Raw genomic sequence first — 25,340 nt, 5'->3', positions numbered from 1 at the left:
CATTTCGAACACTGTCAGCTGTGGAAAGAATGGCGTACCCGACATCGTGAACAGAATCGTGGCAGCCGGACGAGCGCTTCGCTCCGCTGCTCCGCACCACCTGGTGGACGCTCTCCGCGACGTACTGGGCGAGGACTGGTCGGCGCGGGACGTCGAGCTCTACCTGGCCGACTACTCGCTCACCGCGCTCCGGCCCGCGTCCGCCCGCCCGGACCCGGCGGGTCCGCTGCCCATGCACGACGGCCCGGCCGCCCGGGCGTTCGGGGCGCAGGAGCCGTACGTGGACCAGCGCGGCGACGACCGGGTGCGGGTGCATCTGCCGGTCACGGTGCGCGGTGACCGCCTGGGCGTGCTGCGGCTGACGCTGCCGTCCGCCGCGCACACCGAGGACAGCCTCGCCGAACTGACGGAGCTGGCCCAGGTCTTGGGCCATGAGCTGGTCGTCGCGGAGCGGGACACCGACGTGTACCTCCGGGCGCGCCGCTCCACCAGGCTGACGCTGGCCGCCGAGATGCAGTGGGAGCTGCTGCCGGGCCGCTCCTCCACCCGGTCGGAGTACGCGCTCGGCGGCCAGCTGGAACCCGCCTACGCCATCTTCGGCGACAACTTCGACTGGTCCGCCGACGCCGACCACCTGATGCTGTACGTCACCAACGGCATGGGCGAGGGCATCGAGGCGTCCCTGCTGACCCAGCTGGGGATCAACGCGCTGCGCAACGCCCGCCGGGCCGGCGTCCCCGTCGCCGAGCAGGCCGCCCTCGCCGACCAGGCCGTGCACGCCCAGTACGGCGGGGCCCAGCACCTGTCGGTGCTCCTGCTGGACCTGGACCTCGCCACCGGACACCTGGAGATCGTCGACGCGGGCTCGCCCCGGATGCTGCTGCTGCGCGACAGGAGCGTCAGCGCGGTCGAACTGGAGGCACAGCTGCCGCTGGGCATGTTCGAGGAGACCGAGTACACCGCACAGCGGTTGCGGCTCGAACCGGGCGACCGGCTGGTCTTCGTCAGCGACGGGGTCTACTCCGTCGCCACACCCGGCGGGGAGGAGTACGGGGACCGGGCGCTGGCCCGGGCGATCAACGCCACCCGGCTGCTGCCCGCCGCCGACGTCCCCGGCGCGGTGCTCAGGGAGCTCTCCGGTCACCGCGGCACACCCGTGGCGGACGACGACGCGCTCGTGGTCTGTCTCGACTGGTTCGGCCGAGGGGGTGCCGGCCGGCCCGACCGATGAACCAGCCCGGCAGTCGTTCCCCGGAGCGGGGAGGCACTACAGCACGTGAGGAGAGACCCGTGCCGGAACAGGACACGGCAGACCAGCAGTTGACACCGACGCAGGAGGTGGCGCGGTTCCTGCGCGACCGCCAGGAACAGATCGCCCAGCGCTGGGCCGACGCCGCGCTGTTCCGCACCGTCTTCACCCACTCCCGGGACGAGGCGGTGGAGGCGGGCCGGGCCGTCGTGGACGCGCTCGCCGCCGTGGCCGCCGTGGACAGCGTGGAGGACGCGGACGCCGGCGGCTTCCAGGTCGTCCGTGAACAGCTCGCGCGGACGGCCGCCTCCCGCGCGCGGGCCGGCTCCACGGTCACCCAGATCTCGGCCGAGGTGGACGCGCTGCGGCCGCCCGTGACCGACGTGCTGCTGGCCGAGTTCGCCAATGCCCCGGCGGTGCATCTGCGGGAGTGCACCACCACCCTGACCGTGCTGATGGGCACCCTGCGCCTGGTGGTGCTGGAGACCGCGCTCAGCGAGGGCGAGGAACTCATCCACCGGCAGCGGCTGCAGCTGATGGAGGTCGCCACGCCGGTCATCAAGCTGTGGGAGGGCATCGTCGCCGTCCCCCTGATCGGCACGCTGGACAGCGCGCGCAGCCAGGTGGTGATGGAGCGGCTCCTCGACTCCATCGTCGAGCAGCACGCCCGGTTCGCCATCCTGGACATCACCGGGGTACCGACCGTGGACTCGCTGGTGGCCCAGCACCTGATGAAGACCGTGGCGGCGGCCCGGCTGATGGGGGCCGAGTGCATCGTCTCCGGCATCCGGCCGCCCATCGCGCAGACCATCGTCCACCTGGGCATCGACCTCAGCTCGGTGCTGACCCGCACCAGCCTCGCGGACGCCCTCGCCTACGCGCTCCGGCAGCTGGGCACGGACATCGTCTCCCGCGACGGCGCCGGTTCGGGGCCCAGGTGAGTGGCGATCTGTTCGCCGCGTACGGCGGCCCGTCCTCGTACGGGGCGCCCGTCCCCGTGCTCAAACTCGGCAACGTGCTCCTGGTGTCCCTCCAGGGCGATCTGCACGACGGCGCGGCGGAGCAGCTCCAGCAGGACATCAGCGACACGGTCGCCCGCAGCGGCGCCACGGGTGTGGTGATCGACCTCTCCGGTGTGGAGATGGTCGACTCCTTCCTCGGCCGGGTGCTCGGCGACATCGCCGCCCAGACGAGTCTGCTGGCCGCCGGGACGGTCGTGGCCGGCATGCGTCCGGCCGTGGCGATCACCCTGGTGGAGCTGGGCCTGACCCTGCCGGGGCTGCGCACCGCGCTCACCACCGAGGACGCGCTGCGCCTCCTCGGCGAAGCGGACCCGACCTTCAGCCACCGAGTCCACGCCCGCCAGGAGAGTCCGTGATGCAGACCGCCGGCGGCATCTCCGCCTGCCTGCCGATCCACTCGGATCTCGATCTGGTGTGGGTACGTCAGCATGTGCGGCAAGCGGCCGCCCAGCTCGGCTTCGGTCTGGTCGACCAGACCAAACTGGTCACCGCGGCCAGCGAGCTGGCGCGCAACACCCTGGTCCACGGCGGCGGGGGCCAGATGGAGTGCGCTCCCGTGGACAAGGGCGGGGCACGAGGGCTGCGGCTGACGTTCCGCGACGAGGGGCCCGGCATCGCCGACCTCGACCAGGCCCTCCTCGACGGCTACACCTCCGGTGAGGGTCTGGGGATGGGGCTGGGCGGCGCCCGGCGACTGGTCCACGACTTCGCGATCGACAGCCGGCCCGGCTCGGGCACCACGGTGACCGTGACGTCCTGGCTCGCGGGTGCGCCGCGCCCGCGCGAGGAGCGGTGATGCCACGCGTCTGGGAGGTGCCGGTGCACGACTCGACCCGGGTGCGCGACGCCCGGGTGGCCGCCGAGGCCGCCGCGGCACGGGCCGGGCTGGACGAGGGCCGCGCCGCCGGCTGCGCCCTGGTGGCCACCGAGCTGGCGACCAATCTGCTCAAGCACGCCGGGGGCGGGCTGATACTGCTGGACGTCCTCTCCCGCCCCGACCCGGACCGGGCGGACGGCGCGGCGCCCATGGTGCAGATCGTGGCCATCGACCACGGGCCGGGGGTGCGCGACATCGCGGGCGCGCTGCGGGACGGGTTCTCGACGACGTCGTCGCTCGGCGCGGGCCTCGGCACCTGCCGCCGGGTCGCTGACGACTTCGACCTGCACAGCACGGTGGGCCGGGGCACCATCGCCCTGGCCAGGCTCGGCGCACGGGCGGGCCGCCGGGGCAGACAGGCCTCCCCCGCCCCGGCTGTCCGGGCCGGCGGTGTCAACGTCCCCTTCGCCGGCGCGGAGTTCTCCGGCGACGCCTGGGCCTGGGTCCGGTCCGGCGACCTGACCACACTGCTGCTGGCCGACGGGCTGGGCCACGGCGTGGCGGCGGCCCGCGCGTCGTCGGCGGCCGTGCAGCAGCTGTACCGCGCGCCCGAGCTGCCTCCCGCACAGCTGCTGCGGCGGCTGGAGGGCGCGCTGCGCGACACCCGGGGCGCGGCCGTCGCCGTCGCCCAGCTCGACCTCTCCGCACGTCGGTTGCTGTTCGCGGGGATCGGCAACATCGGGGCGCGGCTGCGCACCGGGGCGCAGTGGCAGCCGCTGCTGTCCCGGCCCGGCATAGTCGGCGCCCACCGGGCCGCCCATGTTCCGCAGCAAGAGGTGGCCTGGGGGGACGACCGGCTGCTCGTCCTGCACAGTGACGGTCTGCCCAGCCGCTGGAGCCCGGGCCCCGCCGCCCACAGTCCCTCCCTCGACCCCGCTGTGATCGCCGCCGTGATCGTGCGCGACGCGAGCAGCCCCGCCCGGCCGGTCCGCGACGACACCACCGTCGCCGTACTGAGCCCCTCCCCGCCGGACCACCTCCCATGACCCGTACCTGGACTGTCCGTTCCGTCACCGACGCCGCCCGGGCACGTATCGCCACCGCGCGGCTGGCCACCGCGCACGGGGTGTCGCCGACCGACCGGGCGCGGCTGGTGTCCGTGCTCTCGGCACAGTTGCGCCAGTGCCTGACCAAGGGCGGCACGTGGCTGCTGACGGCGCGGGCGGTCACGGCGCGGCCCGGTGGCTGCCGGTTCCTGGTCGAGGTGACGTCGGCGAACCGGCGACCGGGTGAGTACCGGCAGCCGTGGCGGCTGACGGTGGCCTGCTCGGAGGAGGTGCGGCTGCCGGACAGCGAGCATGTGCCCGGTGACCCGACGACGCTGGCGGAGGCGCTGTTCGGAGCCGACGAGGACGCGGCGCTGCTGCTGGAGAAGCTCGACGAGAAGGAGGCGCTGGTCGCCTTCCACCGCGAGGAACTGCACCAGACCAACCAGGGCGTCCTCGCCCTGCACGCCGAGCTGGACGCGGCCGGGCGGGCGCAGCGCGAGCTGTTCGACGCCGAGCAGAAGGCCCGCAGGGAGGCCGAGAACGCGCGTGGCCGGCTCACTCTCCTCGCCGACGCCAGCGCCGCCCTGACCGCGTCCCTCAACCCCGACGCGATCGTGCGGCTGCTGCCGTCGCTGCTGGTGCCCCGGTACGCCCGCAGCGCCGACGTGTGGCTGTTCGACGGGGAGGGCGAGACGGCCGGTGCCGGTCCGCGTCCGGCCGCCGCCGTCGTCGCGGCGCGCCGCGGGCGCCCCCAGTACGCCGCCGACCATCCCGGCGAGCTGCCCGGTGTCGACGACCAGCCGCCCTCGGCGATCGACCCCTCCCGGCCGCTGCTGTGCGTGCCCCTGATCACCCGGGGCGCGCCTCTGGGCGTGCTGACGCTGTCACCGCCCGACGACCAGCGGTGGGACGCCGACGACGCCTTCATGCTGATCGAGCTGGCCCGGCGGGCGGGGGTCGCGCTGGAGAACGCCCGGCGCTTCGAGCACAACCGCGACATCGCCGAGACCCTGCAACGGGCCCTGCTCACCGAACTGCCCACCACGCCGGGGCTGCGGCTGGCCGCGCGCTATCTGCCGGCCACGCGGGGCCTGAACATCGGTGGTGACTGGTACGACGCCTTCCGGCAGCCCGACGGCAGCCTGATCACCGTGATCGGTGACGTCACCGGACACGGTCTGCACGCGGCGGTGATGATGAGCCAGCTCCGGACGGCGCTGCGCGCGTACGCCGTCGACGGCAAGAGCCCCGGGCAGCTGCTCACCCATCTCCATCTGTTCCTGCACCATCTCCAGCCCGACCTGTACGCCACGGCCGTCATCGCCCGGTTCCACCCGCACGAACCCACGCTCACCTGGGCCGCCGCCGGCCATCCGCCGCCGGTGCTGCGCTCACCCGACGGGACGGTGCGGATCCTGGACGCCAAGCCGGGCGCGATGCTCGGCATCCCCCTGCACCAGGAGATCGCCGACCACACCGTGCCGTTGCCGCCCGGCTCGACGCTGGCGCTCTACACGGACGGACTGGTGGAACGGCGTGCCCTGGGCATCGACCCGGGCATCGAACAGCTCGCGGCCACGCTCGGCGGGCTGCCGTCCACGACGCTGGACGAGAACCTCCAGGAGTCGGCCGACCAGCTCCTCGCCCCCTTGCTGGACGAGGAGCACGAGGACGACGTCTGCCTGCTGCTCTGCCATGTGCACAGTGCCGCCGATCGGGTCACGGCACAGCTCAACTGACACTTCCCCCCAGGGCCCGCAGCACCTGCTCCACCCGGACGCGTTCCGTCGGCGGCAACGCCGCCAGGGCGTCGCCGAGCAGCGCGGACAGGCGTTCGGAGATCTCCGCGAGGAACCGCTGCCCGCCTTCGGTGAGCATCAGGTGCACCTCGCGCCGGTCGTCGAGCCGGACGCACCGCTGGAGCAGGTCGGCCGCTTCGAGGCGGTCGCAGAGCCGGCTGGCCGTGGGCAGCCCGACGCCGAGCCGCTCCGCCAGGCCGGTCAGGTTCAGCTCGGGACGCCCGCGCACCGCGCGGAGCGCCAGGATCTGTCTCGGCGACAGTCGCGGGGTGACCTCCTCCACTGCCGAGAACCAGAGCGGCACCAGGTTCTCCACGGCGTCGAGAACCTGCCGGTCGAGGTCGGCGGGTCCGGTCATGCGGGGGGCCTACCCGAAGTGCCCGCGAGTACACGGCCGTCCTGGCCGACTCCTCGGCGGGCCACAGACCGGCTCCCGGGACGCCGCGCCCGAGTCCTGCGCGCCGGGCCCGTGGTGCTCCCGGTGCTAGGCCTTGTAGGCCACTCCCCCGTACACGTCCGTCGGCTCCGGGGTGGTGCCCGGTTCCGGTCGCCACAGCGGGCAGGAGACGATGCCGGGTTCCAGCAGTTCCAGGCCCTCGTAGTAGGCGTGCAGCTGCCGGGGGCTGCGCAGGACGTAGGGGACGGCACCGGTGTCGTCGTAGCCCTCCTGCGCGCGCTTGAGTTCGGCGTCGGTGTCCGTGCTGTCGTAGTGGACGAAGTAGCTGCCGGACGGCAGGGCGGCCTGGAGGCGGCGGACGATCTCCTTGGCCTCCTCGTAGTCCTGGATGTGGCCGAGGATGCCCATCAGCATCAGCGCCACCGGCTTGTCGAAGTCGAGGATCTTCCCGGCGGCCTCCAGGATGGCGTCCGGGTCGTGCAGGTCCGCGTCGACGTAGTCGGTGACCCCTTCGGGGGTGCTGGTGAGCAGTGCCTGCGCGTGCCGCAGTACGAGCGGGTCGTTGTCGACGTAGACGATGCGGGACTCGGGGGCCACCTTCTGGGCGACCTGATGGGTGTTGTCGTACGTCGGAAGGCCGGTGCCGATGTCCAGGAACTGACGGATGCCGCGCTCGCGGGCCACGAAGGTGACCGTGCGGATGAGGTAGACGCGGGAGGCGCGGGCCATCGTCTCGATGTTCGGGGCGATCTCCCGGTAGGCGTCGCCCGCCTCACGGTCGACCTCGTAGTTGTCCTTGCCGCCCATCCAGTAGTTCCAGATACGGGCCGAGTGGGGCACCGTGGTGTCGATCTTCGACAGCGCTTCCTGGTCGGGAGTGGGGTGGCCTTCTGCCATGGGACTCTCCTGCCTCACATCGCGTGGTCGTCGCCAACCTATCGTCAAGTGCACTGCTTCACGCCAGAGTTGGGACGAGCGGGCGGCGAGAGCCCGGACGGGCCGCTCATCTCGCCGACATCGAGGGTCACCACGGGTACGTGCTGGGCGAGGGTGCGGAACACCCGGGCGTACGCGGTGGCCGCCTCCGAGACCTCGGGCGTGGTCAGGTGGAGCATGGCCCCGTCGCGCTCGGCCACGGCGTCGGCGAGGTCCAGGGCCTGTATCCAGGTGACCCGGGAGCGGCCCCGGCTCAGCGGGCCGTGGACGAGTTCCGCGATCAGGTTGCCGTCGACGGCCAGGCGTCCGGGGCCGGCGAGGAGTTCACGGCAGGGCAGGGCGGGGTCCAGGTGGTGCAGGGCGGACGGCAGCCGCCGGACCTCGAACCCGAGGCGCGCCAGCTCGGCGACCAGACGGGCCCGGCCGCGTCCTTCGTGTCCCTCGACGATCAGGGTCCGGTACGGGGTCAGCGCGGGCAGGTACGGCGGGGTCGTCCCCACCCCTCGGGAGCGGCCCGGGGCACGAGGCGGCGTGCGCATGCCGCTCCCTTCGGGTGGTGCGCGGCGGTCGTCGTCCTCCCGGACCCGTGAACGGCCGGGAGGTGCCCCCAGTCTGGGCGGGGCAGGGAGGTGCCGGGAGTGCGCGTGCGGGTTGTCCGGTTGTGCGGGCGTAGTGATGAGTGGCGGGCCGAAAAAGCAGGGGCGCGGACCCGCCTTTTCAGGGGCGTGGGGCTGTACCACTGTGCGGCTCCGCCGCATGGGCGCGAGAAGCCCCACGCACCCGCACCCGCCGACGTACCCGAAACCCCCACCCCCTCAGGCGATCAGAAAGTCCGCCTCCCCCGCCTTCGCCCCCTCCAGGAACGCCACCATCTCCTCCCGCGTGTACACGAGCGCGGGACCCTCGGGATCGGTGGACTGACGGAAGGCGACACTCCCGTCGGGCAGCCGCTTGGCCTCCACGCAGGAACCGCCGTTCGTACCGCTCCAGGGCTTGCGCCAGCCCTCCGCGCCGAGGTCGGGCGCGGGCATGCCGCTGCGGACAGGGGCGTCGGGTGTCCTTGCCATGTGTCACAACTCCTTGCGTAGTGCCGCCAGGATGTCCCTGGTCCGAGCCACCGGTTCCGCCTGCACGGACATCCGGTCGAGGACCTCCAGATAGGTCACGACGTCCACGGGCTGGTCGACGTACTGGGCGCCCGCGAGACCCTCGGTGTAGACGATGTCGGGGAGTTCGGAGAATCCGAACCGGAAGTAGTGGAAGGGGCCGTACGCCCCGGGATGCGGCCCGGCCGCGAACCGCATGATCTGGATTTTGATTTTGGGTCGTTCCGTGGCCTCGACGAGCCGGTCGATCTGCTCCCGCATCACCTGCGATCCGCCCACGGGACGGCGCAGCACGGTCTCGTCCAGGATGGCCCAGATGGCCGGCGCCTCGGGTTTGACCAGCAGGTCCTGGCGCCTGAGGCGCAGGGCGACGTGGCGTTCCACCTCCTCGGTGTTCGCGTTGGGGAAGCCGACCCGGATGAGGGCGGCCGCGTAGTCGTGGGTCTGCAACAGGCCCGGCACGTACTGGGGTTCGTAGAGGCGGATGACGGCGGCTTCGCTCTCCAGGCTCACGTACGCGCTGAACCACTCGGGCAGCACATCGCGGAACTTGTGCCACCAGCCGGGCTGGTTGGCCTCGCGGGCGAGGGAGAGGAAGTCCTCGATCTCCGTGCCGGAGACCCCGTAGGTGCGCAGCAACTCCTTCACGTAGGGGATGCGGAGGCCCACCTCCGCCTTCTCCATACGGCGGACCGTCAGGGCGGTGACCTCGATGGCGCGGGCCGCCTCGTCGAAGGACACTCCGGCGCGCTCCCGCAGCTGGCGGAGCCGTTTTCCGAGGACCATGCGCAGGACCGTGGGCGCCGCAGGAGCGGTCCCTCCGACGCGGGTCTCACTCACGCGCAACCTCCCCGGGCGGGATTCACAGCGTGCAGTGTGCCACGCGATCCGTTGACACGGACAGGTCCGCGCGGTTCATTCTGAAATTATCAGAACGCAGGTTGCGGTCTGAGTCGTTCCGCCACCATAGTGATCGAGTGACCTGCCGCACACGCTGCGCAGCGTCCCTCGAACTCCTCCGGCCCGCCCAGGAGTTGGCGCCACGGCGGGCAGGGGTCAAGCCGCGCGCCGACACGATGCGACACCTGGATGGCCGCCGTGACGAACGGATTACCAAGGAGCCCGGTCAAGGGGACCGGGGGGCCCAACAAGCCGCTGGCGACAGCCCTGAAGGAGGCGGGTTGCTCGTACGCGTCCCTAGCCCTGCGGGTCAACGAACTGGGCCGCTGTCAGGGCGCGGAGACCAACTACGACAAGGCCTCCGTCACCCGCTGGCTCCAGGGCCAGCAACCACGGGGGAACACACCGGAGTTGATCGCCGCGGTCCTCGGCGAACGGCTGGGCCGCGCGCTCACTCCGGCCGACCTCGGTTTTCCGCTCGACCGCGGACGACCGGTGACGGGACGGGCACTGATGTACGTCGAGAACGTGGCGGAGACCCTGCACACCCTGGCCGAGCTGGGCTCCACCGACATCTCGCGGCGCAGTCTGCTCGGCGCGGTGCCGTTCGTGCCGGGCGCCCTGACGAACCCTCAGCGAGCCTGGCTGCTGTGGCTGGTGGAGAGCCGTGACGCGCCCCGGCTCGCGCCGGTGTCGGGTGGCGGGCCGGTGGAGCAGGTCCACGCGATGCTCCGCATGTTCGACGAGATGGACAACCACTACGGGGGCGGCGGGATCCGCACGAGCATCGTGCAGTACCTCACCACCGAGGTGATCCCCCTGCTCCAGCAGCGCGGTGTGACCCCGCACCACCGCCGCGAGCTGTTCGCGGCCGCCGCCCGGCTGGCCGCCATGGCGGGCTGGAGCTCGTACGACGCCGGGGAGTACGGCCTGGCCCAGCGGTACATGACCCAGGGCCTCAGGCTCTGCGCGGAGGGCCGCGACCATGTGCTGGGCGGGCAGATCCTGGCGGGGCTGTCCCATCTGGCGACCAGTCTGGGCCGCCCCGACGAGGGTGTGGCCCTGGCCCGGGCCGGGGTCGCCACCGCCAACGACTCCGGCAGCCCCCTGGGCCTGATGCGGCTGCACGCCATGTCCGCGCGCGGCCACGCGGCACTGGGCCGGCCCCGTGAGACCGCCGAGGCGCTGCGAGCCGCCGAGAAGCAGCTCGACGCGAGCCGGGGTGCCACCGAGGAGTCGCCCTGGGTGCGGTTCCTCGACCACCACTACCTCCAGGCCGAGTCCGCGCTCTGCTTCCGCGACCTGGGTCTGGCCGCGCAGGCCGAGCACACGGCGAGCGCGTCGGTGCGCGCCCACACCGACCGTCGCCGACGCCAGGCCATCAGCCGTTCCGTGCTCGCCACGGCCCATCTCCAGCAGAACCGTCTCGACGAGGCCGTCGCCACCGCCACGGACGCGCTCGAAGCGCTCGGCGGTGTGCACAGCGAGCGCTCCATCCAGGCGCTCCGCGACTTCCGGGGCCGTCTGGCCTCCCGCCGCCACGAACCGCTCGTCCAGGACTTCGAACGCCGGTCGCGGGTGGTGCTGGGGGCGGCCGCCTGAGATGGACGCGTCACGCACGCCCGCCTCAGCGTCACGCCCACCCGCCTCAGTAGCCGTCCGGCGAGGGCGCGTTCTGGGCCCGGTCCACCGGCAGGTGCGCACCGGAGACACCTGTCGCCCAGTCGGAGAGCAGGAAGACCACCGTGCGTGCCACCTCGTGCGGGGTGACGGGCGCACCGGTCGGCAGCTCCCTCCCGACGAACGCCTCGTACGCCCGTGGCTCCTCCCGGCGCATCCGGTCCCAGCGGCGGTCCGGGATCAGCATGGAACCGGGCGACACGGCGTTGACGCGGATGCGGTCCGGGCCCAACTCCCGGGCCAGCGAGGCCGCCAGATGGATCAGGGCGCTCTTCGCCGCCCCGTACTGAGCGGGCGGCCCGGGCTTCCAGCCCGAGACGGAGCCGATCAGCACCACCGAACCGCCGCCGGCGGTACGCAGGTGCGGCAGCGCGGCTCGGACCAGACGTGCGGTGTGGCCGACGTTCAGTTCCCAGGTGGCCGCCCAGTCGGCGCCGCTCGCCTGCTCGAACGCGCCGCCCCGGGAACCACCGACACAGGCCACGAGGCCGTCGAAGCCGTCGGCCCTGTCCATGCCGTCGAAGGCGTCGGCACCGTCGTCCATGCCGTCGGAGCCGCCCCCGCCGTCCCGCTTCGCGGTGCCCCCGAGGACGCCGAAACCCTTCGCCGCAGTCGTGACGAAGTCCTCCAGCCGTCCGGGCTCGGTGACGTCGAGCGCCTCGGTGAACAGCCGGGCCCGCTCCTCCCCGGCCAGGGAGTCACCCAGCGCCGTCAGTCCGGCCGTCCGGCGCGCGCAGGTGGCCACGTGGGCGCCCTCGGCGAGCAGGAGGCGTACGACGCCCTCGCCCAGGCCCCGGGTGCCCCCGGTGACCACCACCCGCTTGCCGCGCATACCGGGCCACCCGGCCGGGAGGCACCGCTCCCGCGAGGGCGGGCCCTCGTCGACGTTCACCATGGTGGGGAACCTATACAGCGGGCGCCACTACCCGCCCGCAACTGCACAACCCCTCCACCACCTGGCGTTTTGTGTGCCCGGTGCTGTTGTCTTCGACAACAGCACCCCCAGAAACAGCACCCCCAGAAACAGCGCTCTCAGGAACGGCACCCCAGGAACAACACCCCCGGGAACAACACCCCGGAGACATCGCCTTCGAGGATGTGGAGGAACTCGATGACGGCGGTCAGTGTCGGCACGTCCCGCCGACGGATCCCTGCCGCGGCAGCGCACGACCCCGGGTGGAGCGTGCACGACGCCCCGTCCGGCGGGGCGGGGCGACCCCAGGGTGCGGTGAGACTGCCTTGATCTCCCTGGAGAGGTCCCGCCTCGTCCGGATGGCGGTACCCGCGCACCCCTCGCGTGCCGCCGGAGTACGGCGCACGGTGGCGGCGCAGCTGGCCCGCTGGAAGCTGTCCGCGATCCTCGACGACGCGGTCCTCGCCACCGACGAACTCTTCGCCAACGCGGTCCGGCACGCGAGCGCCGGTCCCGCCGACACCATCGCCATGGTCCTCGAGTGCTCCGGGCGCGAACTGCGCGTCACCCTCGCCGACCCCTCGCCCGTGCCGCCCCGGCCTCGCACGGTGCCCGCGTCCGCCGAGTCCGGACGAGGGCTGTCCATCGTGTCCGCGCTGGCCGACGACTGGGGCACCGAGCCGCCGGAGCCGGGGGACGAGGGCAAGAGGGTGTGGTTCTCGCTCGCCGTGCGGGAGCCGGCGTGAAGGGCGCCCCGGCCATGGAACCCACGTCGCGACCCGCGCCCGGCACCGGTCCGCCCCGCGGGCGGGTGCTCGCCGCCGAGCTGATCCGCCGGGCCGAGGACGGACGGCGGCTGGCGCGGGAGGCCCGGTCCGCGCCCACCGCTCGGGCCCGGGACCGCATCGCCGCGTGCCACACCGGCAATGGCGAGGCCCTGCGCGCGATCGTCGCCCGTCACGGCTGGCCCACCGCCGAGTCGGTCGGCGAACCCGCCTCGACGGCGGCTCTCATGCTCCTGCTGCACTCCCCCGACCTCGGCTTCCAGCTCACGTGCCGCGACCTGATCGCCGAGGCGGTCGCGGACGGCCGCTGTCCCGCACTGCACCACGCGTACATCGCCGACCACTGCGCCGTCGCCCTGAACCAGCCCCAGTTCTACGGCACCCGCATCGACCCCGGCACCCTCTTCCCGTACCCCATCCGCCACCCCGAGTCCGTCGACGAACGCCGCCAGGACGTGGGCCTCGGCCCCCTGACCGACCATCTACGGGCGGTACGCGTCGACCTGGGGGCGAGCGGCGGGCTGTGAACAACCGTGCGTCCACCGAGGATTACGCGGTGGTCACCGCAGGCGGACGGCGACTCCGGCCCGGAAATCCGATCGCCCCCGCCCCGTGATCGCGCTACCGTCGCCCGATGCCCGACCTGCGAACCGAACGCCTCCTCCTGCGCGACTGGCGGGAGTCCGACCTGGCCCCCTGGGCGGCCATGAACGCCGACCCCGAGGTGCGTGAACACTTTCCGGGTGTCCTCACGGCGGAACAGAGCGAAGCGTCCGCCGCCCGCTTCCAGAACGACCTCGACCGGCGGGGCTGGGGATGGTGGGCACTGGAGGTGCGGTCCACGGGGCGGTTCATCGGTTTCGCCGGGCTGGATCCGGTGAACGAGGACATGCCGTTCTCCGGCGTGGAGGCCGGCTGGCGACTCACGCGTACGGCGTGGGGCCACGGCTATGCCACCGAAGCCGCGCGGGCGGTCCTGGACTTCGGCTTCGAGCAGCTCCGGCTCCCGGAGATCCTCGCGGTGACCACCGCCCTCAACCTCCGCTCCCAGGCCGTTATGCGCCGCCTCGGCATGACCCGGAACCCGGACGACGACTTCGACGACCCGTCGATGCCGCAGGGACCGCTGCGCCGCGCCGTGGTGTTCCGGCTGACGCGCGACGCCGACTAGCGCGGAAGGCTCGGCGGGTCGGGCGTCGGGCGCTCGTCGGTCAGCTCGCGGCCCAGCCCGCGTAGAACAGGCCGAGGCCGGCGATCACGCAGATGCCCTGGATGGTCCAGAAGCGGACCACGACCAGAACCTCGGACCAGCCCTTGAGTTCGAAGTGGTGCTGGAGCGGTGCCATCCGGAAGACGCGTCTGCCGGTCAGCTTGAACGAGCCGACCTGGATGACCACCGACATGGTGATGAGGACGAACAGCCCGCCGAGGACGGCCAGGAGCAGTTCGGTGCGGGAGCAGATGGCGAGGCCCGCAAGTGCCCCGCCGAGCGCCAGCGAGCCGGTGTCGCCCATGAAGATCTTGGCCGGCGAGGTGTTCCACCACAGGAACCCGAAGCAGGCACCCATCAGCGCGGCCGCGACCACGGCGAGGTCGAGCGGGTCGCGCACCTCTATGCAGGAGGCGGGGTCGGTGAGTTCGAGGGCGTTCGCGCACGAGTTCTGGAACTGCCACAGACCGATGAAGGTGTAGCCGCCGAAGACCATGACCGACGCGCCGGTGGCGAGGCCGTCCAGACCGTCGGTGAGGTTCACCCCGTTCGACATGGCCAGGATCATGAACAGGGCCCAGACGACGAACAGCACCGGACCGATGGTCCAGCCGAAGTCGGTGACGAACGACAGCTTCAGGGAGGCCGGTGTCTGACCCCGCTCGTCCGCGAACCGGATGGCCAGCAGGGCGAACACGATACCGACGATCAGCTGACCGGCCATCTTGGCCCCGGCCCGCAGCCCCAGCGACCGCCGCTTGACGATCTTGATGTAGTCGTCCAGGAATCCGACCACACCCATGCCCGCCATGAGGAACAGCACCAGGAAACCGGGGTAGGTCGGGCTCTCCCCGGTGATGACCTTGGTCGCGACGTAGGCGACGAGGGTGGCCAGGATGAAGGCGATGCCGCCCATGGTCGGCGTACCGCGCTTGCCCGCATGACCACGCGGCCCGTCGTCGCGGATGAACTGGCCGTATCCCTTGCGGGCCAGCAGCTTGATCAGCAGCGGTGTGCCGATCAACGTCAGGAACAGGCCGATGGCCCCGGCGTACAGGATCTGGTTCATCGGACGGTGGTCTCCCCCTCGGTCGCGCTCGGACACGCGACTGCCGCACCGGTGTCGCTGCTTCTCACGGGCCCCACCCTATGCAGTCACCTGATCTTCGTACCGGGGTGGGTAGTTGACCGAGTTGCGAGGACCGCGGTCGGAGGGGCGTGACGAGGGTGCGCGGTCGGGAGCGGCCCGGTGGGGCTTCTCGCACCGTTCCCGCGCCCTGAAAACCAGGGACGGCGCCCTGTTCTTTTCGCCCCCGCAGCTCCGTCGACTTCCAGGCCCGCGAGGCCTGGTCCGGGTCCGCAGCGAACCCTCGGCGGACATCACAGGGGGAAAGGGTTTTCGTCCGCGGGGGACGAAACGTAGTTTGTGCTGCTGATCAGCTTGTTCTTCTTGTGCGTGAAAGAGGCTTTGCCATGGGGCGTCCCGAACTACCGGTCGACCCGGCGGCCGGTCCCGTGCAGCGGCTCGCCAACGATCTCCGGGAGCTGCGCCGCGCGGCGGGCAACGTGTCGTACCGGGCCATGGCGCAGAAGGCCGGCTTCTCGGTGACGACCCTGGCGAAGGCCGCGAGCGGCGAGCGACTGCCGTCGTTGGCCGTGCTCCGGGCGTACGTCGAGGCGTGCGGGGAGGAGGACCCCGCCCCGTGGGAGGCGCGCTGGGCGGAGGCCGAGGCGCAGGCAGGCAAGGAGCGGCAGGAGGATGCCGACGCCACTCCGCCCTACCGCGGCCTCGCGCGCTTCGAGGCGGACGACCGTGACCTGTTCTTCGGCCGGGACCGGCTGGTCGACGAGCTGAGCGAGCTGGCGTGCGGGTCCCCGTTCGCCGTGGTGTTCGGAGCGTCCGGCAGCGGCAAGTCCTCCCTGCTGCGGGCCGGTCTGATTCCCCTGCTGCGGGAAAGATTCGCGCAGCAGGGGCGGGAGGCGGTCCTGCGGATCCTGACGCCGGGGGCGCGGCCCGCCACCACCTACGGCCATCTGCTGGCGCCGACGGCCGATGAACCGGAGTGCTGGGTGGTGGTGGATCAGTTCGAGGAGGTCTTCACCCTCTGCCGCGAGCGCGCGGAACGGGACCGCTTCCTCGATCTGCTGCTCGCCGCCCGCGAACCGGGGAGCCGGCTGCGCGTGCTCATCGCCGTGCGTTCCGACTTCTACGCACGGTGCGCGGAGCACCCGCGCCTGGCGGAGGCGCTGCACAGGAGCGGGCTCCTGGTCGGGCCCATGACCGCGGACGAGCTGCGTGAGGCGGTGATCGGTCCCGCGCAGGCCGCCGGGCTCATCGTGGAGCGGACACTGACCGCGCGGATCGTCGAGGACGTGCTGGGCGAGCCCGGCGGACTGCCGATGCTGTCCCATGCCCTGCTGGAGACCTGGCGACGCCGTAAGGGACGGATGCTGACCCTCGCCGCGTACGAGGCGGCCGGCGGGGTGCGCGGCGCGATCGCGGCCAGCGCCGAAGAGGCGTACGGGGAACTCGCACCGGCGCAGGCACACGCCGCCCGGCACCTGCTCCTGCGAATGGTCGAGCCCGGCCAGGGCAACGCCGACACCCGTCGCCCGCTCACCTGGGAGGAGATGGGCGGGTGGGAGGACCCCGACGTGCGGGCCGTCGCCGGGCGGCTGACCCGGGCCCGGCTGCTGACCACCGACGACGACGGAGTGCAGCTCGCCCACGAGGCGCTCATCTCCTGCTGGCCGCGGCTGCGCGAGTGGATCGAGGCGGACCGGGAGCGGCTGCGCCACCACCGGCAGCTGACCGACGCCGCCCGCACCTGGCTGGAGCACGACCGCGACCCGGGCACCCTCTACCGGGGCACCCGCCTGGCGCGGGCCGAGGAACTGTTCGCGGACGACGACGGCGGCCACGACGGGCTGACGTCGGAGGAGACGGCCTTCATGGTCGCCGCGGCGGAGCAGCGGGCGGCGGAGGAGCGTGCCGCCACCCGGGCCCGCCGCCGCAGCCGCACACTCATCGCCTCGCTCTGCGCCCTGCTGGCGGTGGCCCTGGTCGTCGGCCTGGCCGCCGTACGGCTGCGTCAGGACAGCGAGAAGCAGACCACCGACACGGCGGCCCGCCGGGTTGCCGCGGTCGCCGACGCACTGCGTACCACCGACCCGCGGACCGCGATGCTGCTCGGCGTCGCCGCATGGCGCATCTCCGAGCTGCCGGAGTCACGCCGGGCACTGCTGGGCGCGCTCGCCCAGCGCGAACTGGGCAGCTTCACCGACCCGGCGCCCGGTGACGGACCGGCCCGGTCCCTCGACAGCTCCGGGCGCACCCTGCTGAGCGTCGACGGGAACACCTGGAGGGTGTGGGATGTCGCCACCCACCGCCGTATCGCCTCGGGACGGGTACCTCACGGGGCGGTACTCGCCGCGGGTCCGGCCGGCCGGGTGCTCGTCGTCCAGACCGGCCGGCAGACCCAGCGGATGTGGGACACCCGGACTAAGCGGTGGATCGGGGACACCCTGCCGCTCGGGGACATCGTGAGCTTCGAGGCGAGTGGCCGCAATTACCTGGTGACGAGCCTGTTCGACGACCGGGCTGGGCTCTACTCCGCCACCGACGGCCGGCTGGTCTTCCGGACCCCGTCGGCCGGCAGCGGGGAGCGCCCCGCCGCGGCGGCCGACGACCGGCTGCTGGCCGTCTGCCCGCGCGGCCGGGCCCCGCAGGTCTGGGACACCTCCGCGCGCAGCGTCCGGCCCGGCGCCTGGACCAGCGCTCGCGGCGCCTGTGACGGTGACGTCACCCTCCTCGGCCTGACCGGCGGCCGGCTCCTCACCCTCTCCGGGGACCGGGTGCGTGTATGGGACACCACGTCGGGACGAGAACTCGCCGACGTCACCCACCCGGGCGCCCTGGGCGCCGTCGTGAGCGCGGACGGCTCGTTTCTGGCGACCGGCGGCGGCCAGGAGATCAAAGTGTGGCGTCTGTCCCACCGCGGCGCCCCCGTCCTCCGGCACTCCTTGGACAACGCCTCGCTCTCCGGTCTCGCCTGGGACTCCTCGCGGCCTCTGCTGCGGTTTCTCGAAGGGGGTACGGTCCACACCCTCGACCTCACCACGACGCTCACCCGTGCCTGGCGCGAGAATCCGCTCGCCGGGGTCCGGCTCAGCCCCGACGGCAGAACGCTCGCCACCGCCGAACGCACGCGTGACGGCTACGCCTTCCACCTGCGGAACACACGCGACGGCCGTCTGCTGCGCACCCTGCCGCCCCCGGCCCTCCCCGCCCTGCGTACCGACAGACCGCTCGCCCTCGCCGACGAGACGGAGCCTCTGCTGTCCTTCAGCCCCGACGGAGGCGCGTTCGCCTACGGGATCTCCGTTTCCGGCGAAGACGCGGCGTCGCAGCGTCTGACGGTGTGGGACGTGACCGCCGGACACGTCAGGACCACGGTGGACCTGGCCACACCGAGGCCCACGGGAGCGTACGAGGTGCCCCGGGACACGGTCGTCCTGGGGCCCGGCGGTCGCACTGTCCTCACCGCCCGGGGGACGCCCGACGGCTTCGTCAACGAGACGTGGGACACCGCGCACCGGCGGAGGACGGCCCGCCTCCCCGGCCCGGGAGGCGGTCATCTGGCGGTCAGCCCGGACGGCGGGCTCCTCGTGACCGACAACCGCGTCGTCCGAGCGGGCCGGTCCCAGGCACATGACCTCGTCCAGCACGACGCCGTCGAGCGCATCGCCTTCGCCCCCGACGGCTCCCGACTGGCGGCCGGCGACAGGGCAGGGCGGGTGGCCGTCTGGGACGGCGACCTCCGGCACCGGGCGGGCATCCTGAGGAACGTCTTCCTGGCGCCCGACGGTCCGACCTACGACTCGGCGGAGACGATCACGGCTCTCGCGTTCAGCCCGGACGGCGACACGCTCGCCGTGGGCGGCGACTCGGGAACCGTCCAGCTCTGGGACCTCGCGACCCGGCAGCCCGTCGGCCCTTCTCTGCCCACCCCTGGTGGGAGCGTCGATACGCTCGCCTTCAGCCCGGACAGCACCACGCTGTACGCGGGCGGCGTGAACGTGCCGCTCCAGCGGTACGCCGTGGATCCTGATCGAGCGGTCTCCCTCGTCTGCTCCCGTGCCGGCAACACGGAGCTGACCCGGGAACAGTGGCGCGCCTACGTCCCGGACCAGCCGTACAGGCGCGTCTGCCCCTGACAGCCGCCCCCGTTGCGTGACCACGGCCGGCCCAGGGGCGTCTTTTCGGCCGTGGGGCCTGATGCGTGGCGGGGGCGCTCGGTGAGTGCTGCCGCTGTCGGACTCCTCGCCGCCACCATCGGGAAAAACAGCGAAAAACGCATGAAACCGGTCGCCCGGAGTTGTACGCGGCGGCACCAGGGGCGTGCCAGACAACCTCCCGGCTGTGAGCGTCGAGCGTCGTATCGCCGCACGTCGAACAACCGGAGCGCACCATGCCCACCAGCGTCCTCATCGCGGTCGCCCTGTCCGTCCTTCTCGGAATCCTGGTGATCATGCTGAGGTCCGGCGGCCCCGGCACGGACGCTTCGACGGCGGCGGACCCCACGACGATCGACGCCGCTGCCGCCGACGGCGGAGAGCCCGTCGGCCTCCCGCGCTCAGCGACTTCCGTGTCGTGCGGTTCTCCGGTGAAACCCCCCACGACTTCGTCCTGAGCCTCGCCTCCGACGGCCCGCACGAAGGTGCCACCGACGACGACCGGTTTCGCGGCGAGGAGGGCCACGACGCCCTCGCCCGTGTAGCGGTACAGCCACTGACGGTCGTCGACCTGAGCACCGCCCGCCAGGTCGGAGTGATGCGCGACGGGGCCGGCCTCACCCACGCCCTCGGACCTGGGCCAGGTCACTCGAATCGGTGCTCGCGGCGGGGCTCTCCCGCCAGGCTGCCCGGCCCCTGTGCGGTCGGGCGGCCCGCCGCCACGGGCGCCGCCCGACCGTCCGGCACGTACCGCCTCTCCCCTCCCCCACCGGCCCACCGCTCCGGCACCCGGGCGAGGCTGAGACACTGCACGTCATGGCCTCCTTCACTCCCGCGCGCGCCCTGCTGATGCTGACCACCGGGCTGACCTGTCTGCTGATGGCGGGCGGCGCCCTCATCGGTGCGCTGATCGGCGGTGGTCCCGTCGCCCTGGGGGCGGCGGTGTGCGCCGGTCTGGTCGGCATGGTGGGCTCGCTGATCGTGCGGCGGCGGGCCATGGCGCACTTCGCCATGGCCCAGCGGCAGGCCGGGCAGCGGGGTTACGCCGAGGGCATCGCGCACGGCGTGCTCATCCACGTGACCGCCTACGAGGCCGCGGTCTTCCCCCGCACCGGGCCGAGCGGCGTCAGCGCGGAGGAACGCGAGGCCCGCCGCACCATCGCCTACCGCATGGCGGCCCTCGACGAGGTGCCCCAGCGGGTGCGCCTGGCCGCGGCGGACGCCCTGGCGCTCCTCGACAAGACCGACCGCGAGGGCGCCGAGGAGGCCCTGGCCCGTCTCGCCACGACCGTGCGTCTGGAGTACTCCCGCCTGTGAGGCCCGCGGCCGCTCAGTGACCGCTGATCGCGCGCGGGGTGTAGGGCTGCTCCAGTTCCTCGGTCTCCTTGTCCGTCAGGGTGACGTCGAGGGAGGCCACGGCGTCGGCCAGGTGGTGGGGCTTGGTGGCGCCGACGATGGGGGCGGTGACCGTGGGACGGCTCAGCAGCCAGGCCAGGGCGACCTGCGCACGGGGCACCCCGCGCTCACCGGCGATCCGGGTGACGGCGTCGACGATCTCCCGGTCGCCCTCCTGGTAGAGGGTCCTGCCGAAGTTGTCGGTCTCGGTGCGTGCGGTCACGGAGCCCCAGTCCCGGGTGAGGCGGCCGCGCGCGAGCGGGCTCCAGGGCAGCGTGGCGACGCTCTGGTCCTCGCACAGCGGGAGCATCTCGCGCTCCTCCTCGCGGTAGAGGAGGTTGTAGTGGTTCTGCATGGACACGAACCGGGTCCAGCCGTTCAGCCGGGCGGTGTGCTGCATCTTCGCGAACTGCCAGGCGTACATCGAACTCGCCCCGAGGTAACGTGCCTTGCCCGCCTTCACCACGTCGTGCAGGGCCTCCATCGTCTCCTCGACCGGGGTGTGGGGGTCGAAGCGGTGGATCTGGTAGAGGTCCACGTAGTCGGTGCCGAGGCGCCGCAGGCTGTTGTCGATCTCCGTCATGATCGCCTTGCGGGACAGGCCCCAGGCGTTGGGGCCCTGGTGCATGGCGCCGTTCACCTTGGTCGCGACGACGACCTCCTCGCGCCGCGCGAACTCGGCGAGCGCGCGGCCGACGATCTCCTCGCTGGTGCCGTCGGAGTAGACGTTCGCGGTGTCGAAGAAGTTGATCCCCGCGTCCAGCGCCTGCCGGATCAGCGGGCGTGACGCCTCCTCGTCCAGGGTCCATTCGTGCGTGCCTCGGTCGGGGAGGCCGAAACTCATGCATCCCACACAGATCCGGGACACGTCCAGACCCGTCGAGCCGAGCTTCACGTACTGCATCGTTGCAACTCCTGCCTGTGAGGGGTGGGCTGACAAGCGTACGAAAGAGGTGGTGTGCCGATCGGTCAGATCCGGTACCGCCGCAGTGCCGGTGTGGCCGTCGCCAGGAGCAGCACGGCGATCATGACCAGCAGGCCTCCGCCGGCGACGGCCGTACGGGTGCCGAAGGCGGCGCCCGCCGTGCCGTGCAGGACGTCGGCGAGCCGGGGGCCGCCGGCCACGACCACGGTGAACACGCCCTGCATCCGGCCGCGCATCTCGTCGGTCGCGGCGGAGAGCAGGATGGCGCCGCGGAAGACCATCGAGACCATGTCGGCGACTCCGGCGGCCACGAGGAACGCCACGGCGAGCCACAGGCTGGTGCTCAGCCCGAAGCCCGTGATGGCCGCTCCCCAGGCCATGACGGCCGCGAGGACCATGAGTCCGTGCCGGTGGGAGCGGGAGAAGGTGCCCGACATCAGGCCCCCGACGACGGCCCCGATGGGGATCGCGGCGAACAGCAGGCCGAGGGCGAGTCCTTCGCCGTAGGGCGCGTACGTGGTGGCGGCCAGCTGCGGGAAGAGGGCGCGGGGCATGCCCAGGACCATGGCGATGATGTCGGCGAGGAAGGACAGCAGGAGCACCTTGTGCAGGGCGATGTAACGGAAGCCCGCGACCACCTCCCGCAGGCCGGCCCGCCTGGCGGTGGTGGTGTCCAGAGGCGGCAGGGAGGGCAGCCGGTACACGGCCCAGAGGGTGACGCAGAGGGCGAGCGCGTCGATGAGGTACAGCTCGGCCAGGCCGATCACCGGGATGAGGGCGCCGGCGAGCAACGGTCCGGCCACCAGGCCGAGTTGCATCACGGTCGAGCCGAGCGCGGCGGCCGCCGGCAGTTCCTCGGCGGGGACCAGCCGGGCCACGGAGGCGTTGCGGGCGGGTGAGTTGAGGCCGGAGAACGCCTGCTGGAGGGCGAGCAGGGCCATCAGCGTCCAGACGGACTCGAGGCCGGTGACGGCCTGCACCCAGAACAGCACCGAGGTGACGGCGATACCGGTGTTGGTGACGAGCAGCAGCATGCGGCGGTCGACGCTGTCGGCGACCGCGCCGCCCCAGAGCGCGAAGACCACCAGCGGCAGCAGGCCGGCGAGGCTGGCGTAGCCGACCCAGGCGGAGGAGCCGGTGATGTCGTAGATCTGTTTGGGGACGGCGACGGCGGTCAGTTGGCTGCCGACGGCGGTCACGATGGTCGAGGACCACAGGCGCCGGTAGGCGGGGCGGCGCAGCGGCCGGGTGTCCATCGCCCAGCGACGCCAGCCCCGGCGGGGTGGCGCCGCCGGGTCGCCCTTGGAAGCGGTGCCGTTCTCCGAGCCGGCGTCGTTCTCCGGTGCGGTGTCGTCGCCGGTGCTGCTCTGGGTGGTGTCCACGGGCATCCTGATGCTCGATACATCTTTCGATACGGGCACCACTATCGCGGAGATCACCACCGCCGGGACAGGCGATTTCGCCGCCGTCTCACATGCTGTCGGCGGGACCTCCGCATGACCGTGGATCCCACCGCCTCCGCCGCGCCTCAGGCTCCGGCGATCAGCATTCCGCCGAGGACGAGCATCGTCACCGCGACCAGGCCGTCGAGGACTCGCCAGGCGGACGGGCGGGCCAGGTGCCGGCTGAGCAGCCGGGCGCCGAAGCCCAGGGCGGCGAACCAGCACAGGCTGGCGAGGGTTGCGCCCAGACCGAAGGTCCAGCGCAGGGAGCCCTGGTCCGAGGCGATGGAACCGAGCAGGAACACGGTGTCCAGGTAGACGTGCGGGTTGAGCCAGGTCAGCGCCAGACAGGTGAGGACGGCCCGGCGCCGGGAGCCCGCCGACCCGCTCTCCGCGCGCAGCGCGTCGTCGCCGGGCCGCAGGGCGCGGCGGGCGGCCAGGGCGCCGTAGACCAGGAGGAAACCGCCGCCGACCAGGGCGACCGCCTTCAGCGCGCCGGGCCAGGCGACGACCACCGCACCGACCCCGGCGACGCCGAGGGCGATCAGCAGCGCGTCGGAGAGGGCGCAGATGGCCACGACCGGCAGCACCGCGTCGCGGTGCAGGCCTTGGCGGAGGACGAAGGCGTTCTGGGCTCCGATGGCGACGATGAGGGAGAGGCCGGTGCCGAATCCGGCCGCGAGGGCTGTCATTTCGCTGAACACACCCACGACGCTAGGAAACGCGCCGCCCTGCGTACAGCTAAAGATTCTTACGTATCATTAGCCACCGTGATGTCTCAGCTACCCCTGGACCTGGTGCGCACCCTGCTGGCCGTGGTGGACGAGGGCACCTTCGACGCGGCGGCCGGTGCCCTGCACGTGACACCGTCGGCGGTCAGCCAGCGGGTCAAGGCGCTGGAGCAGCGGGTCGGCCGGGTCCTGTTGATCCGGGAGAAGCCGGTGCGGCCGACGGAGTCCGGCGAGGTGATCGTCCGGTTCGCGCGCCAGCTGGCCCGTCTCGAACACGACGCGCACACCGCGCTCGGGATGACGGGCGCCGGGGAGACCACGCGGGTGTCGATCGCGGTGAACGCCGACTCGCTGGCCACGTGGTTCCTGCCCGCCCTGACCCGGGTGCCCGAGGAACTGCGCCCCTGCTACGAACTGCTGCGGGAGGACGAGCAGCACACGGCCCGGCTGCTGCGCGAGGGGCTCGTGATGGCCGCGGTCACCTCGGCACCGGACGCCGTGGCCGGCTGCTCGGTCCGGCCGCTCGGCCGGATGCGCTACCGGCCCTGCGCCACGCCCGCCTTCGCGGAGCGGTGGCTGGGCCTCGGATCGGGCACACCGCTGAAGGAGCTGATCGTCGACGCGCCGGTGGTCTTCTTCGACCGGCGGGACGAGTTCCAGGACGCCTTTGTCCGGCGGCTGACGCGGGGCCACCCGGCCGGTCCCCGCCGGCACTACGTACCGACCTCGGAGGGGTTCGTGGACGCCGTGGCCGCCGGCATGGGCTGGGGCATGGTGCCCGCCGCCCAGGCCGAGCGGCTCCTCGACAGCGGCCGCCTGGTCGACCTGGCACCGGAACGGACCGTGGACGCCCAGTTGTTCTGGCAGCAGTGGAAGCTCGACTCCCCCGCGCTGACGGCGGTGGCGGAGGCGGTCGCCGCGGAGGCCGCCGAGACGCTCGATCCCTGACGGGGCCCCGCGGCTCCCTCACACGTCGCGGCCGGTACCGAACGGACCGTCCAGCGCCGCCCACTGGAGCAGCATGATGGTCTTGGCGTCGGCGATCTCCCCGCTGCGGATCATCTCCAGCGCGCGGCGGAAGGGCAGTTCGACGAGTTCGATGTCCTCGCCCTCCTCACCGAGGCCGCCGCCCTCGTGGGTACGGGTCGACGGGCCGTAGGGGGCGGCGTAGAAGCTGACGCGTTCCGTGACGGAGCCGGGGCTCATGTAGATGTCGAAGACGTGCCGGATCTCGCCGATGGTGTGACCGGTCTCCTCGACGACCTCGCGCCGCACGGCGACCTCGGGGTGCTCGTCCTCCTCGTCGAGCAGACCGCCCGGCGTCTCGACGAGCATCCCGTCGGGGTGGCCGTTGACGTACACCGGGTAGCGGAACTGCCGGGTGAGCAGCACGGTTTCGCGTTCGGTGTCGTAGAGCAGGACGGTGGCGCCGTTGCCCCGGTCGTGCGTCTCGCGCTCCTGGGTGCTCCAGGTGCCGTCGGTGTGCTGGAAGTCGAAGGTGGTCGTGCGCTCCACGTACCAGTGGCTGGACAGCAGGCGGACGTCCCGCACCTTGACGCGCGGGTTGCCGGTCAGGTCCCGGCCGGTGCGGTCGAGCCCGGTACGGCCCCGGCGGTCCGGGACGTCGACTCCGACGGTCTTGTTGGTCATGCGTCCGCTTCTACCATTGCGGTCGAGACGTTGTCAGGCATCTCAATTCGCTTGCCGCGCGCGTCGCTTGGCGGAATCGGGCGGTCCGGGACAGCATGC

The 25,340-nt window shown here is 72.5% G+C and carries 26 protein-coding genes; 14 read left to right on the top strand and 12 right to left on the bottom strand.

Annotated features, from left to right (window positions below):
- Positions 1-46 precede the first annotated feature (46 nt).
- Genes GWK25_RS22360 through GWK25_RS22335 form a run of 6 tightly spaced genes read left to right on the top strand, consistent with a single transcriptional unit; the run spans position 47 to position 5,876 of the window.
- Positions 47-1,231, top strand: a complete 1,185-nt coding sequence (locus GWK25_RS22360; protein ID WP_215452370.1) for a PP2C family protein-serine/threonine phosphatase — start codon at positions 47-49, stop codon at positions 1,229-1,231.
- Positions 1,232-1,290: 59 nt separating this feature from the next.
- Complete coding sequence (locus GWK25_RS22355) at positions 1,291-2,190, top strand: STAS domain-containing protein (protein WP_215452368.1); 900 nt, start codon at positions 1,291-1,293, stop codon at positions 2,188-2,190.
- Positions 2,187-2,627 carry an STAS domain-containing protein gene (locus GWK25_RS22350; protein ID WP_215452366.1) on the top strand — a complete coding sequence of 147 codons (441 nt, stop codon included), beginning with the start codon at positions 2,187-2,189 and terminating at the stop codon, positions 2,625-2,627. The genes GWK25_RS22355 and GWK25_RS22350 overlap by 4 nt, the downstream gene beginning before the upstream one ends.
- The gene (locus GWK25_RS22345) at positions 2,627-3,067 is read left to right on the top strand and encodes an anti-sigma regulatory factor (RefSeq protein WP_215457507.1); all 441 of its coding nucleotides are present in this window, start codon (positions 2,627-2,629) and stop codon (positions 3,065-3,067) included. The genes GWK25_RS22350 and GWK25_RS22345 overlap by 1 nt, the downstream gene beginning before the upstream one ends.
- Positions 3,067-4,134, top strand: a complete 1,068-nt coding sequence (locus GWK25_RS22340; RefSeq protein ID WP_215452364.1) for an ATP-binding SpoIIE family protein phosphatase — start codon at positions 3,067-3,069, stop codon at positions 4,132-4,134. The genes GWK25_RS22345 and GWK25_RS22340 overlap by 1 nt, the downstream gene beginning before the upstream one ends.
- On the top strand, positions 4,131-5,876 hold the full coding sequence (locus GWK25_RS22335; RefSeq protein ID WP_215452361.1) for a PP2C family protein-serine/threonine phosphatase: 1,746 nt from the start codon (positions 4,131-4,133) through the stop codon (positions 5,874-5,876). Before GWK25_RS22340 ends, GWK25_RS22335 begins: the two co-directional genes overlap by 4 nt.
- Here GWK25_RS22335 and GWK25_RS22330 read toward each other — a convergent pair.
- The 5 genes from GWK25_RS22330 to GWK25_RS22310 form a co-directional block, all read right to left on the bottom strand.
- A complete protein-coding gene (locus GWK25_RS22330) occupies positions 5,869-6,294 on the bottom strand; it encodes a MarR family winged helix-turn-helix transcriptional regulator (RefSeq protein ID WP_215452359.1) in 426 nt (141 codons plus the stop codon). The genes GWK25_RS22335 and GWK25_RS22330 overlap by 8 nt on opposite strands.
- 126 nt (positions 6,295-6,420) lie before the next feature.
- Positions 6,421-7,230, bottom strand: a complete 810-nt coding sequence (locus tag GWK25_RS22325) for an SAM-dependent methyltransferase (RefSeq protein ID WP_215457506.1) — start codon at positions 7,228-7,230, stop codon at positions 6,421-6,423.
- A gap of 44 nt (positions 7,231-7,274) precedes the next feature.
- Complete coding sequence (locus tag GWK25_RS22320; RefSeq protein ID WP_251828980.1) at positions 7,275-7,808, bottom strand: hypothetical protein; 534 nt, start codon at positions 7,806-7,808, stop codon at positions 7,275-7,277.
- Positions 7,809-8,084: 276 nt separating this feature from the next.
- Entirely contained in the window at positions 8,085-8,336 is a 252-nt protein-coding gene (locus tag GWK25_RS22315) for a DUF397 domain-containing protein (protein WP_215452358.1), read from the bottom strand.
- Between the two features lie 3 nt (positions 8,337-8,339).
- Positions 8,340-9,161, bottom strand: coding sequence for a helix-turn-helix transcriptional regulator (locus GWK25_RS22310; protein WP_215457505.1), 822 nt, complete (start codon positions 9,159-9,161; stop codon positions 8,340-8,342).
- A 303-nt stretch (positions 9,162-9,464) separates the two neighbouring features.
- Here GWK25_RS22310 and GWK25_RS22305 point away from each other — a divergent pair, with 303 nt between their 5' ends.
- Positions 9,465-10,877 (top strand): hypothetical protein, encoded by a 1,413-nt coding sequence (locus tag GWK25_RS22305; RefSeq protein ID WP_215452357.1) that lies wholly within the window; start codon positions 9,465-9,467, stop codon positions 10,875-10,877.
- 46 nt (positions 10,878-10,923) lie between these two features.
- On the opposite strand, the gene GWK25_RS22300 is transcribed toward GWK25_RS22305, so the two are convergent.
- Entirely contained in the window at positions 10,924-11,850 is a 927-nt protein-coding gene (locus tag GWK25_RS22300; RefSeq protein WP_215452356.1) for an SDR family NAD(P)-dependent oxidoreductase, read from the bottom strand.
- Between the two features lie 344 nt (positions 11,851-12,194).
- Between GWK25_RS22300 and GWK25_RS22295 the strand changes: the two genes are divergently transcribed.
- The 3 genes from GWK25_RS22295 to GWK25_RS22285 all read left to right on the top strand — a co-directional run bounded on the left by GWK25_RS22295 (position 12,195) and on the right by GWK25_RS22285 (position 13,824).
- A complete protein-coding gene (locus GWK25_RS22295; protein ID WP_251828979.1) occupies positions 12,195-12,614 on the top strand; it encodes an ATP-binding protein in 420 nt (139 codons plus the stop codon).
- A gap of 14 nt (positions 12,615-12,628) precedes the next feature.
- Positions 12,629-13,180, top strand: a complete 552-nt coding sequence (locus tag GWK25_RS22290) for a DUF6624 domain-containing protein (protein ID WP_215452355.1) — start codon at positions 12,629-12,631, stop codon at positions 13,178-13,180.
- Positions 13,181-13,287: 107 nt separating this feature from the next.
- Complete coding sequence (locus tag GWK25_RS22285) at positions 13,288-13,824, top strand: GNAT family N-acetyltransferase (RefSeq protein ID WP_215452354.1); 537 nt, start codon at positions 13,288-13,290, stop codon at positions 13,822-13,824.
- 40 nt (positions 13,825-13,864) lie between these two features.
- Here the strand turns inward: GWK25_RS22285 and mraY are convergent, their stop codons facing one another.
- A complete protein-coding gene (mraY, locus tag GWK25_RS22280; RefSeq protein ID WP_215452353.1) occupies positions 13,865-14,932 on the bottom strand; it encodes a phospho-N-acetylmuramoyl-pentapeptide-transferase in 1,068 nt (355 codons plus the stop codon).
- Positions 14,933-15,336: 404 nt separating this feature from the next.
- On the opposite strand from mraY, the gene GWK25_RS22275 reads away from it, so the two are divergent.
- On the top strand, positions 15,337-19,080 hold the full coding sequence (locus GWK25_RS22275) for a helix-turn-helix domain-containing protein (RefSeq protein WP_215452352.1): 3,744 nt from the start codon (positions 15,337-15,339) through the stop codon (positions 19,078-19,080).
- 254 nt (positions 19,081-19,334) lie between these two features.
- Positions 19,335-19,556 (top strand): hypothetical protein, encoded by a 222-nt coding sequence (locus tag GWK25_RS22270; protein WP_215452351.1) that lies wholly within the window; start codon positions 19,335-19,337, stop codon positions 19,554-19,556.
- 187 nt (positions 19,557-19,743) lie between these two features.
- Here GWK25_RS22270 and GWK25_RS22265 read toward each other — a convergent pair whose 3' ends face one another.
- Positions 19,744-19,911 (bottom strand): hypothetical protein, encoded by a 168-nt coding sequence (locus GWK25_RS22265; protein WP_215452350.1) that lies wholly within the window; start codon positions 19,909-19,911, stop codon positions 19,744-19,746.
- A 3-nt stretch (positions 19,912-19,914) separates the two neighbouring features.
- Between GWK25_RS22265 and GWK25_RS22260 the strand changes: the two genes are divergently transcribed.
- Positions 19,915-20,415, top strand: coding sequence for a hypothetical protein (locus tag GWK25_RS22260; RefSeq protein ID WP_215452347.1), 501 nt, complete (start codon positions 19,915-19,917; stop codon positions 20,413-20,415).
- A 13-nt stretch (positions 20,416-20,428) separates the two neighbouring features.
- On the opposite strand, the gene GWK25_RS22255 is transcribed toward GWK25_RS22260, so the two are convergent.
- From GWK25_RS22255 to GWK25_RS22245, 3 genes are all read right to left on the bottom strand, one after another.
- Positions 20,429-21,397, bottom strand: coding sequence for an aldo/keto reductase (locus GWK25_RS22255; protein ID WP_215452345.1), 969 nt, complete (start codon positions 21,395-21,397; stop codon positions 20,429-20,431).
- Positions 21,398-21,462: 65 nt separating this feature from the next.
- The gene (locus GWK25_RS22250) at positions 21,463-22,806 is read right to left on the bottom strand and encodes an MFS transporter (RefSeq protein ID WP_215452342.1); all 1,344 of its coding nucleotides are present in this window, start codon (positions 22,804-22,806) and stop codon (positions 21,463-21,465) included.
- Positions 22,807-22,946: 140 nt separating this feature from the next.
- Positions 22,947-23,552, bottom strand: a complete 606-nt coding sequence (locus tag GWK25_RS22245) for a LysE/ArgO family amino acid transporter (RefSeq protein WP_251830069.1) — start codon at positions 23,550-23,552, stop codon at positions 22,947-22,949.
- 78 nt (positions 23,553-23,630) lie between these two features.
- On the opposite strand from GWK25_RS22245, the gene GWK25_RS22240 reads away from it, so the two are divergent.
- Entirely contained in the window at positions 23,631-24,539 is a 909-nt protein-coding gene (locus GWK25_RS22240) for a LysR family transcriptional regulator ArgP (protein ID WP_215452340.1), read from the top strand.
- A gap of 18 nt (positions 24,540-24,557) precedes the next feature.
- Here GWK25_RS22240 and GWK25_RS22235 read toward each other — a convergent pair whose 3' ends face one another.
- On the bottom strand, positions 24,558-25,241 hold the full coding sequence (locus GWK25_RS22235; RefSeq protein WP_215452339.1) for an NUDIX domain-containing protein: 684 nt from the start codon (positions 25,239-25,241) through the stop codon (positions 24,558-24,560).
- Positions 25,242-25,340 lie beyond the last annotated feature (99 nt).

Source organism: Streptomyces sp. ATCC 21386 (genome assembly GCF_018728545.1).
In the GTDB taxonomy this organism is placed as follows: domain Bacteria; phylum Actinomycetota; class Actinomycetes; order Streptomycetales; family Streptomycetaceae; genus Streptomyces.
Note: the sequence above shows the minus strand (reverse complement) of the source record. Positions and strands in the feature narration are given on the sequence as shown.

Excerpts from the sequence above, each read along its gene's own strand:
- GWK25_RS22345 (WP_215457507.1), top strand. The coding sequence starts at position 2,627 with ATGCAGACCGCCGGCGGCATCTCCGCCTGCCTGCCGATCCACTCGGAT.
- GWK25_RS22340 (WP_215452364.1), top strand. The coding sequence starts at position 3,067 with ATGCCACGCGTCTGGGAGGTGCCGGTGCACGACTCGACCCGGGTGCGC.
- GWK25_RS22335 (WP_215452361.1), top strand. The coding sequence starts at position 4,131 with ATGACCCGTACCTGGACTGTCCGTTCCGTCACCGACGCCGCCCGGGCA.
- GWK25_RS22330 (WP_215452359.1), bottom strand. The coding sequence starts at position 6,294 with ATGACCGGACCCGCCGACCTCGACCGGCAGGTTCTCGACGCCGTGGAG.
- GWK25_RS22325 (WP_215457506.1), bottom strand. The coding sequence starts at position 7,230 with ATGGCAGAAGGCCACCCCACTCCCGACCAGGAAGCGCTGTCGAAGATC.
- GWK25_RS22320 (WP_251828980.1), bottom strand. The coding sequence starts at position 7,808 with ATGCGCACGCCGCCTCGTGCCCCGGGCCGCTCCCGAGGGGTGGGGACG.
- GWK25_RS22315 (WP_215452358.1), bottom strand. The coding sequence starts at position 8,336 with ATGGCAAGGACACCCGACGCCCCTGTCCGCAGCGGCATGCCCGCGCCC.
- GWK25_RS22310 (WP_215457505.1), bottom strand. The coding sequence starts at position 9,161 with ATGGTCCTCGGAAAACGGCTCCGCCAGCTGCGGGAGCGCGCCGGAGTG.
- GWK25_RS22305 (WP_215452357.1), top strand. The coding sequence starts at position 9,465 with ATGGCCGCCGTGACGAACGGATTACCAAGGAGCCCGGTCAAGGGGACC.
- GWK25_RS22300 (WP_215452356.1), bottom strand. The coding sequence starts at position 11,850 with ATGGTGAACGTCGACGAGGGCCCGCCCTCGCGGGAGCGGTGCCTCCCG.
- GWK25_RS22290 (WP_215452355.1), top strand. The coding sequence starts at position 12,629 with ATGGAACCCACGTCGCGACCCGCGCCCGGCACCGGTCCGCCCCGCGGG.
- GWK25_RS22285 (WP_215452354.1), top strand. The coding sequence starts at position 13,288 with ATGCCCGACCTGCGAACCGAACGCCTCCTCCTGCGCGACTGGCGGGAG.
- mraY (WP_215452353.1), bottom strand. The coding sequence starts at position 14,932 with ATGAACCAGATCCTGTACGCCGGGGCCATCGGCCTGTTCCTGACGTTG.
- GWK25_RS22275 (WP_215452352.1), top strand. The coding sequence starts at position 15,337 with ATGGGGCGTCCCGAACTACCGGTCGACCCGGCGGCCGGTCCCGTGCAG.
- GWK25_RS22270 (WP_215452351.1), top strand. The coding sequence starts at position 19,335 with ATGCCCACCAGCGTCCTCATCGCGGTCGCCCTGTCCGTCCTTCTCGGA.
- GWK25_RS22260 (WP_215452347.1), top strand. The coding sequence starts at position 19,915 with ATGGCCTCCTTCACTCCCGCGCGCGCCCTGCTGATGCTGACCACCGGG.
- GWK25_RS22255 (WP_215452345.1), bottom strand. The coding sequence starts at position 21,397 with ATGCAGTACGTGAAGCTCGGCTCGACGGGTCTGGACGTGTCCCGGATC.
- GWK25_RS22250 (WP_215452342.1), bottom strand. The coding sequence starts at position 22,806 with ATGCCCGTGGACACCACCCAGAGCAGCACCGGCGACGACACCGCACCG.
- GWK25_RS22245 (WP_251830069.1), bottom strand. The coding sequence starts at position 23,552 with ATGACAGCCCTCGCGGCCGGATTCGGCACCGGCCTCTCCCTCATCGTC.
- GWK25_RS22235 (WP_215452339.1), bottom strand. The coding sequence starts at position 25,241 with ATGACCAACAAGACCGTCGGAGTCGACGTCCCGGACCGCCGGGGCCGT.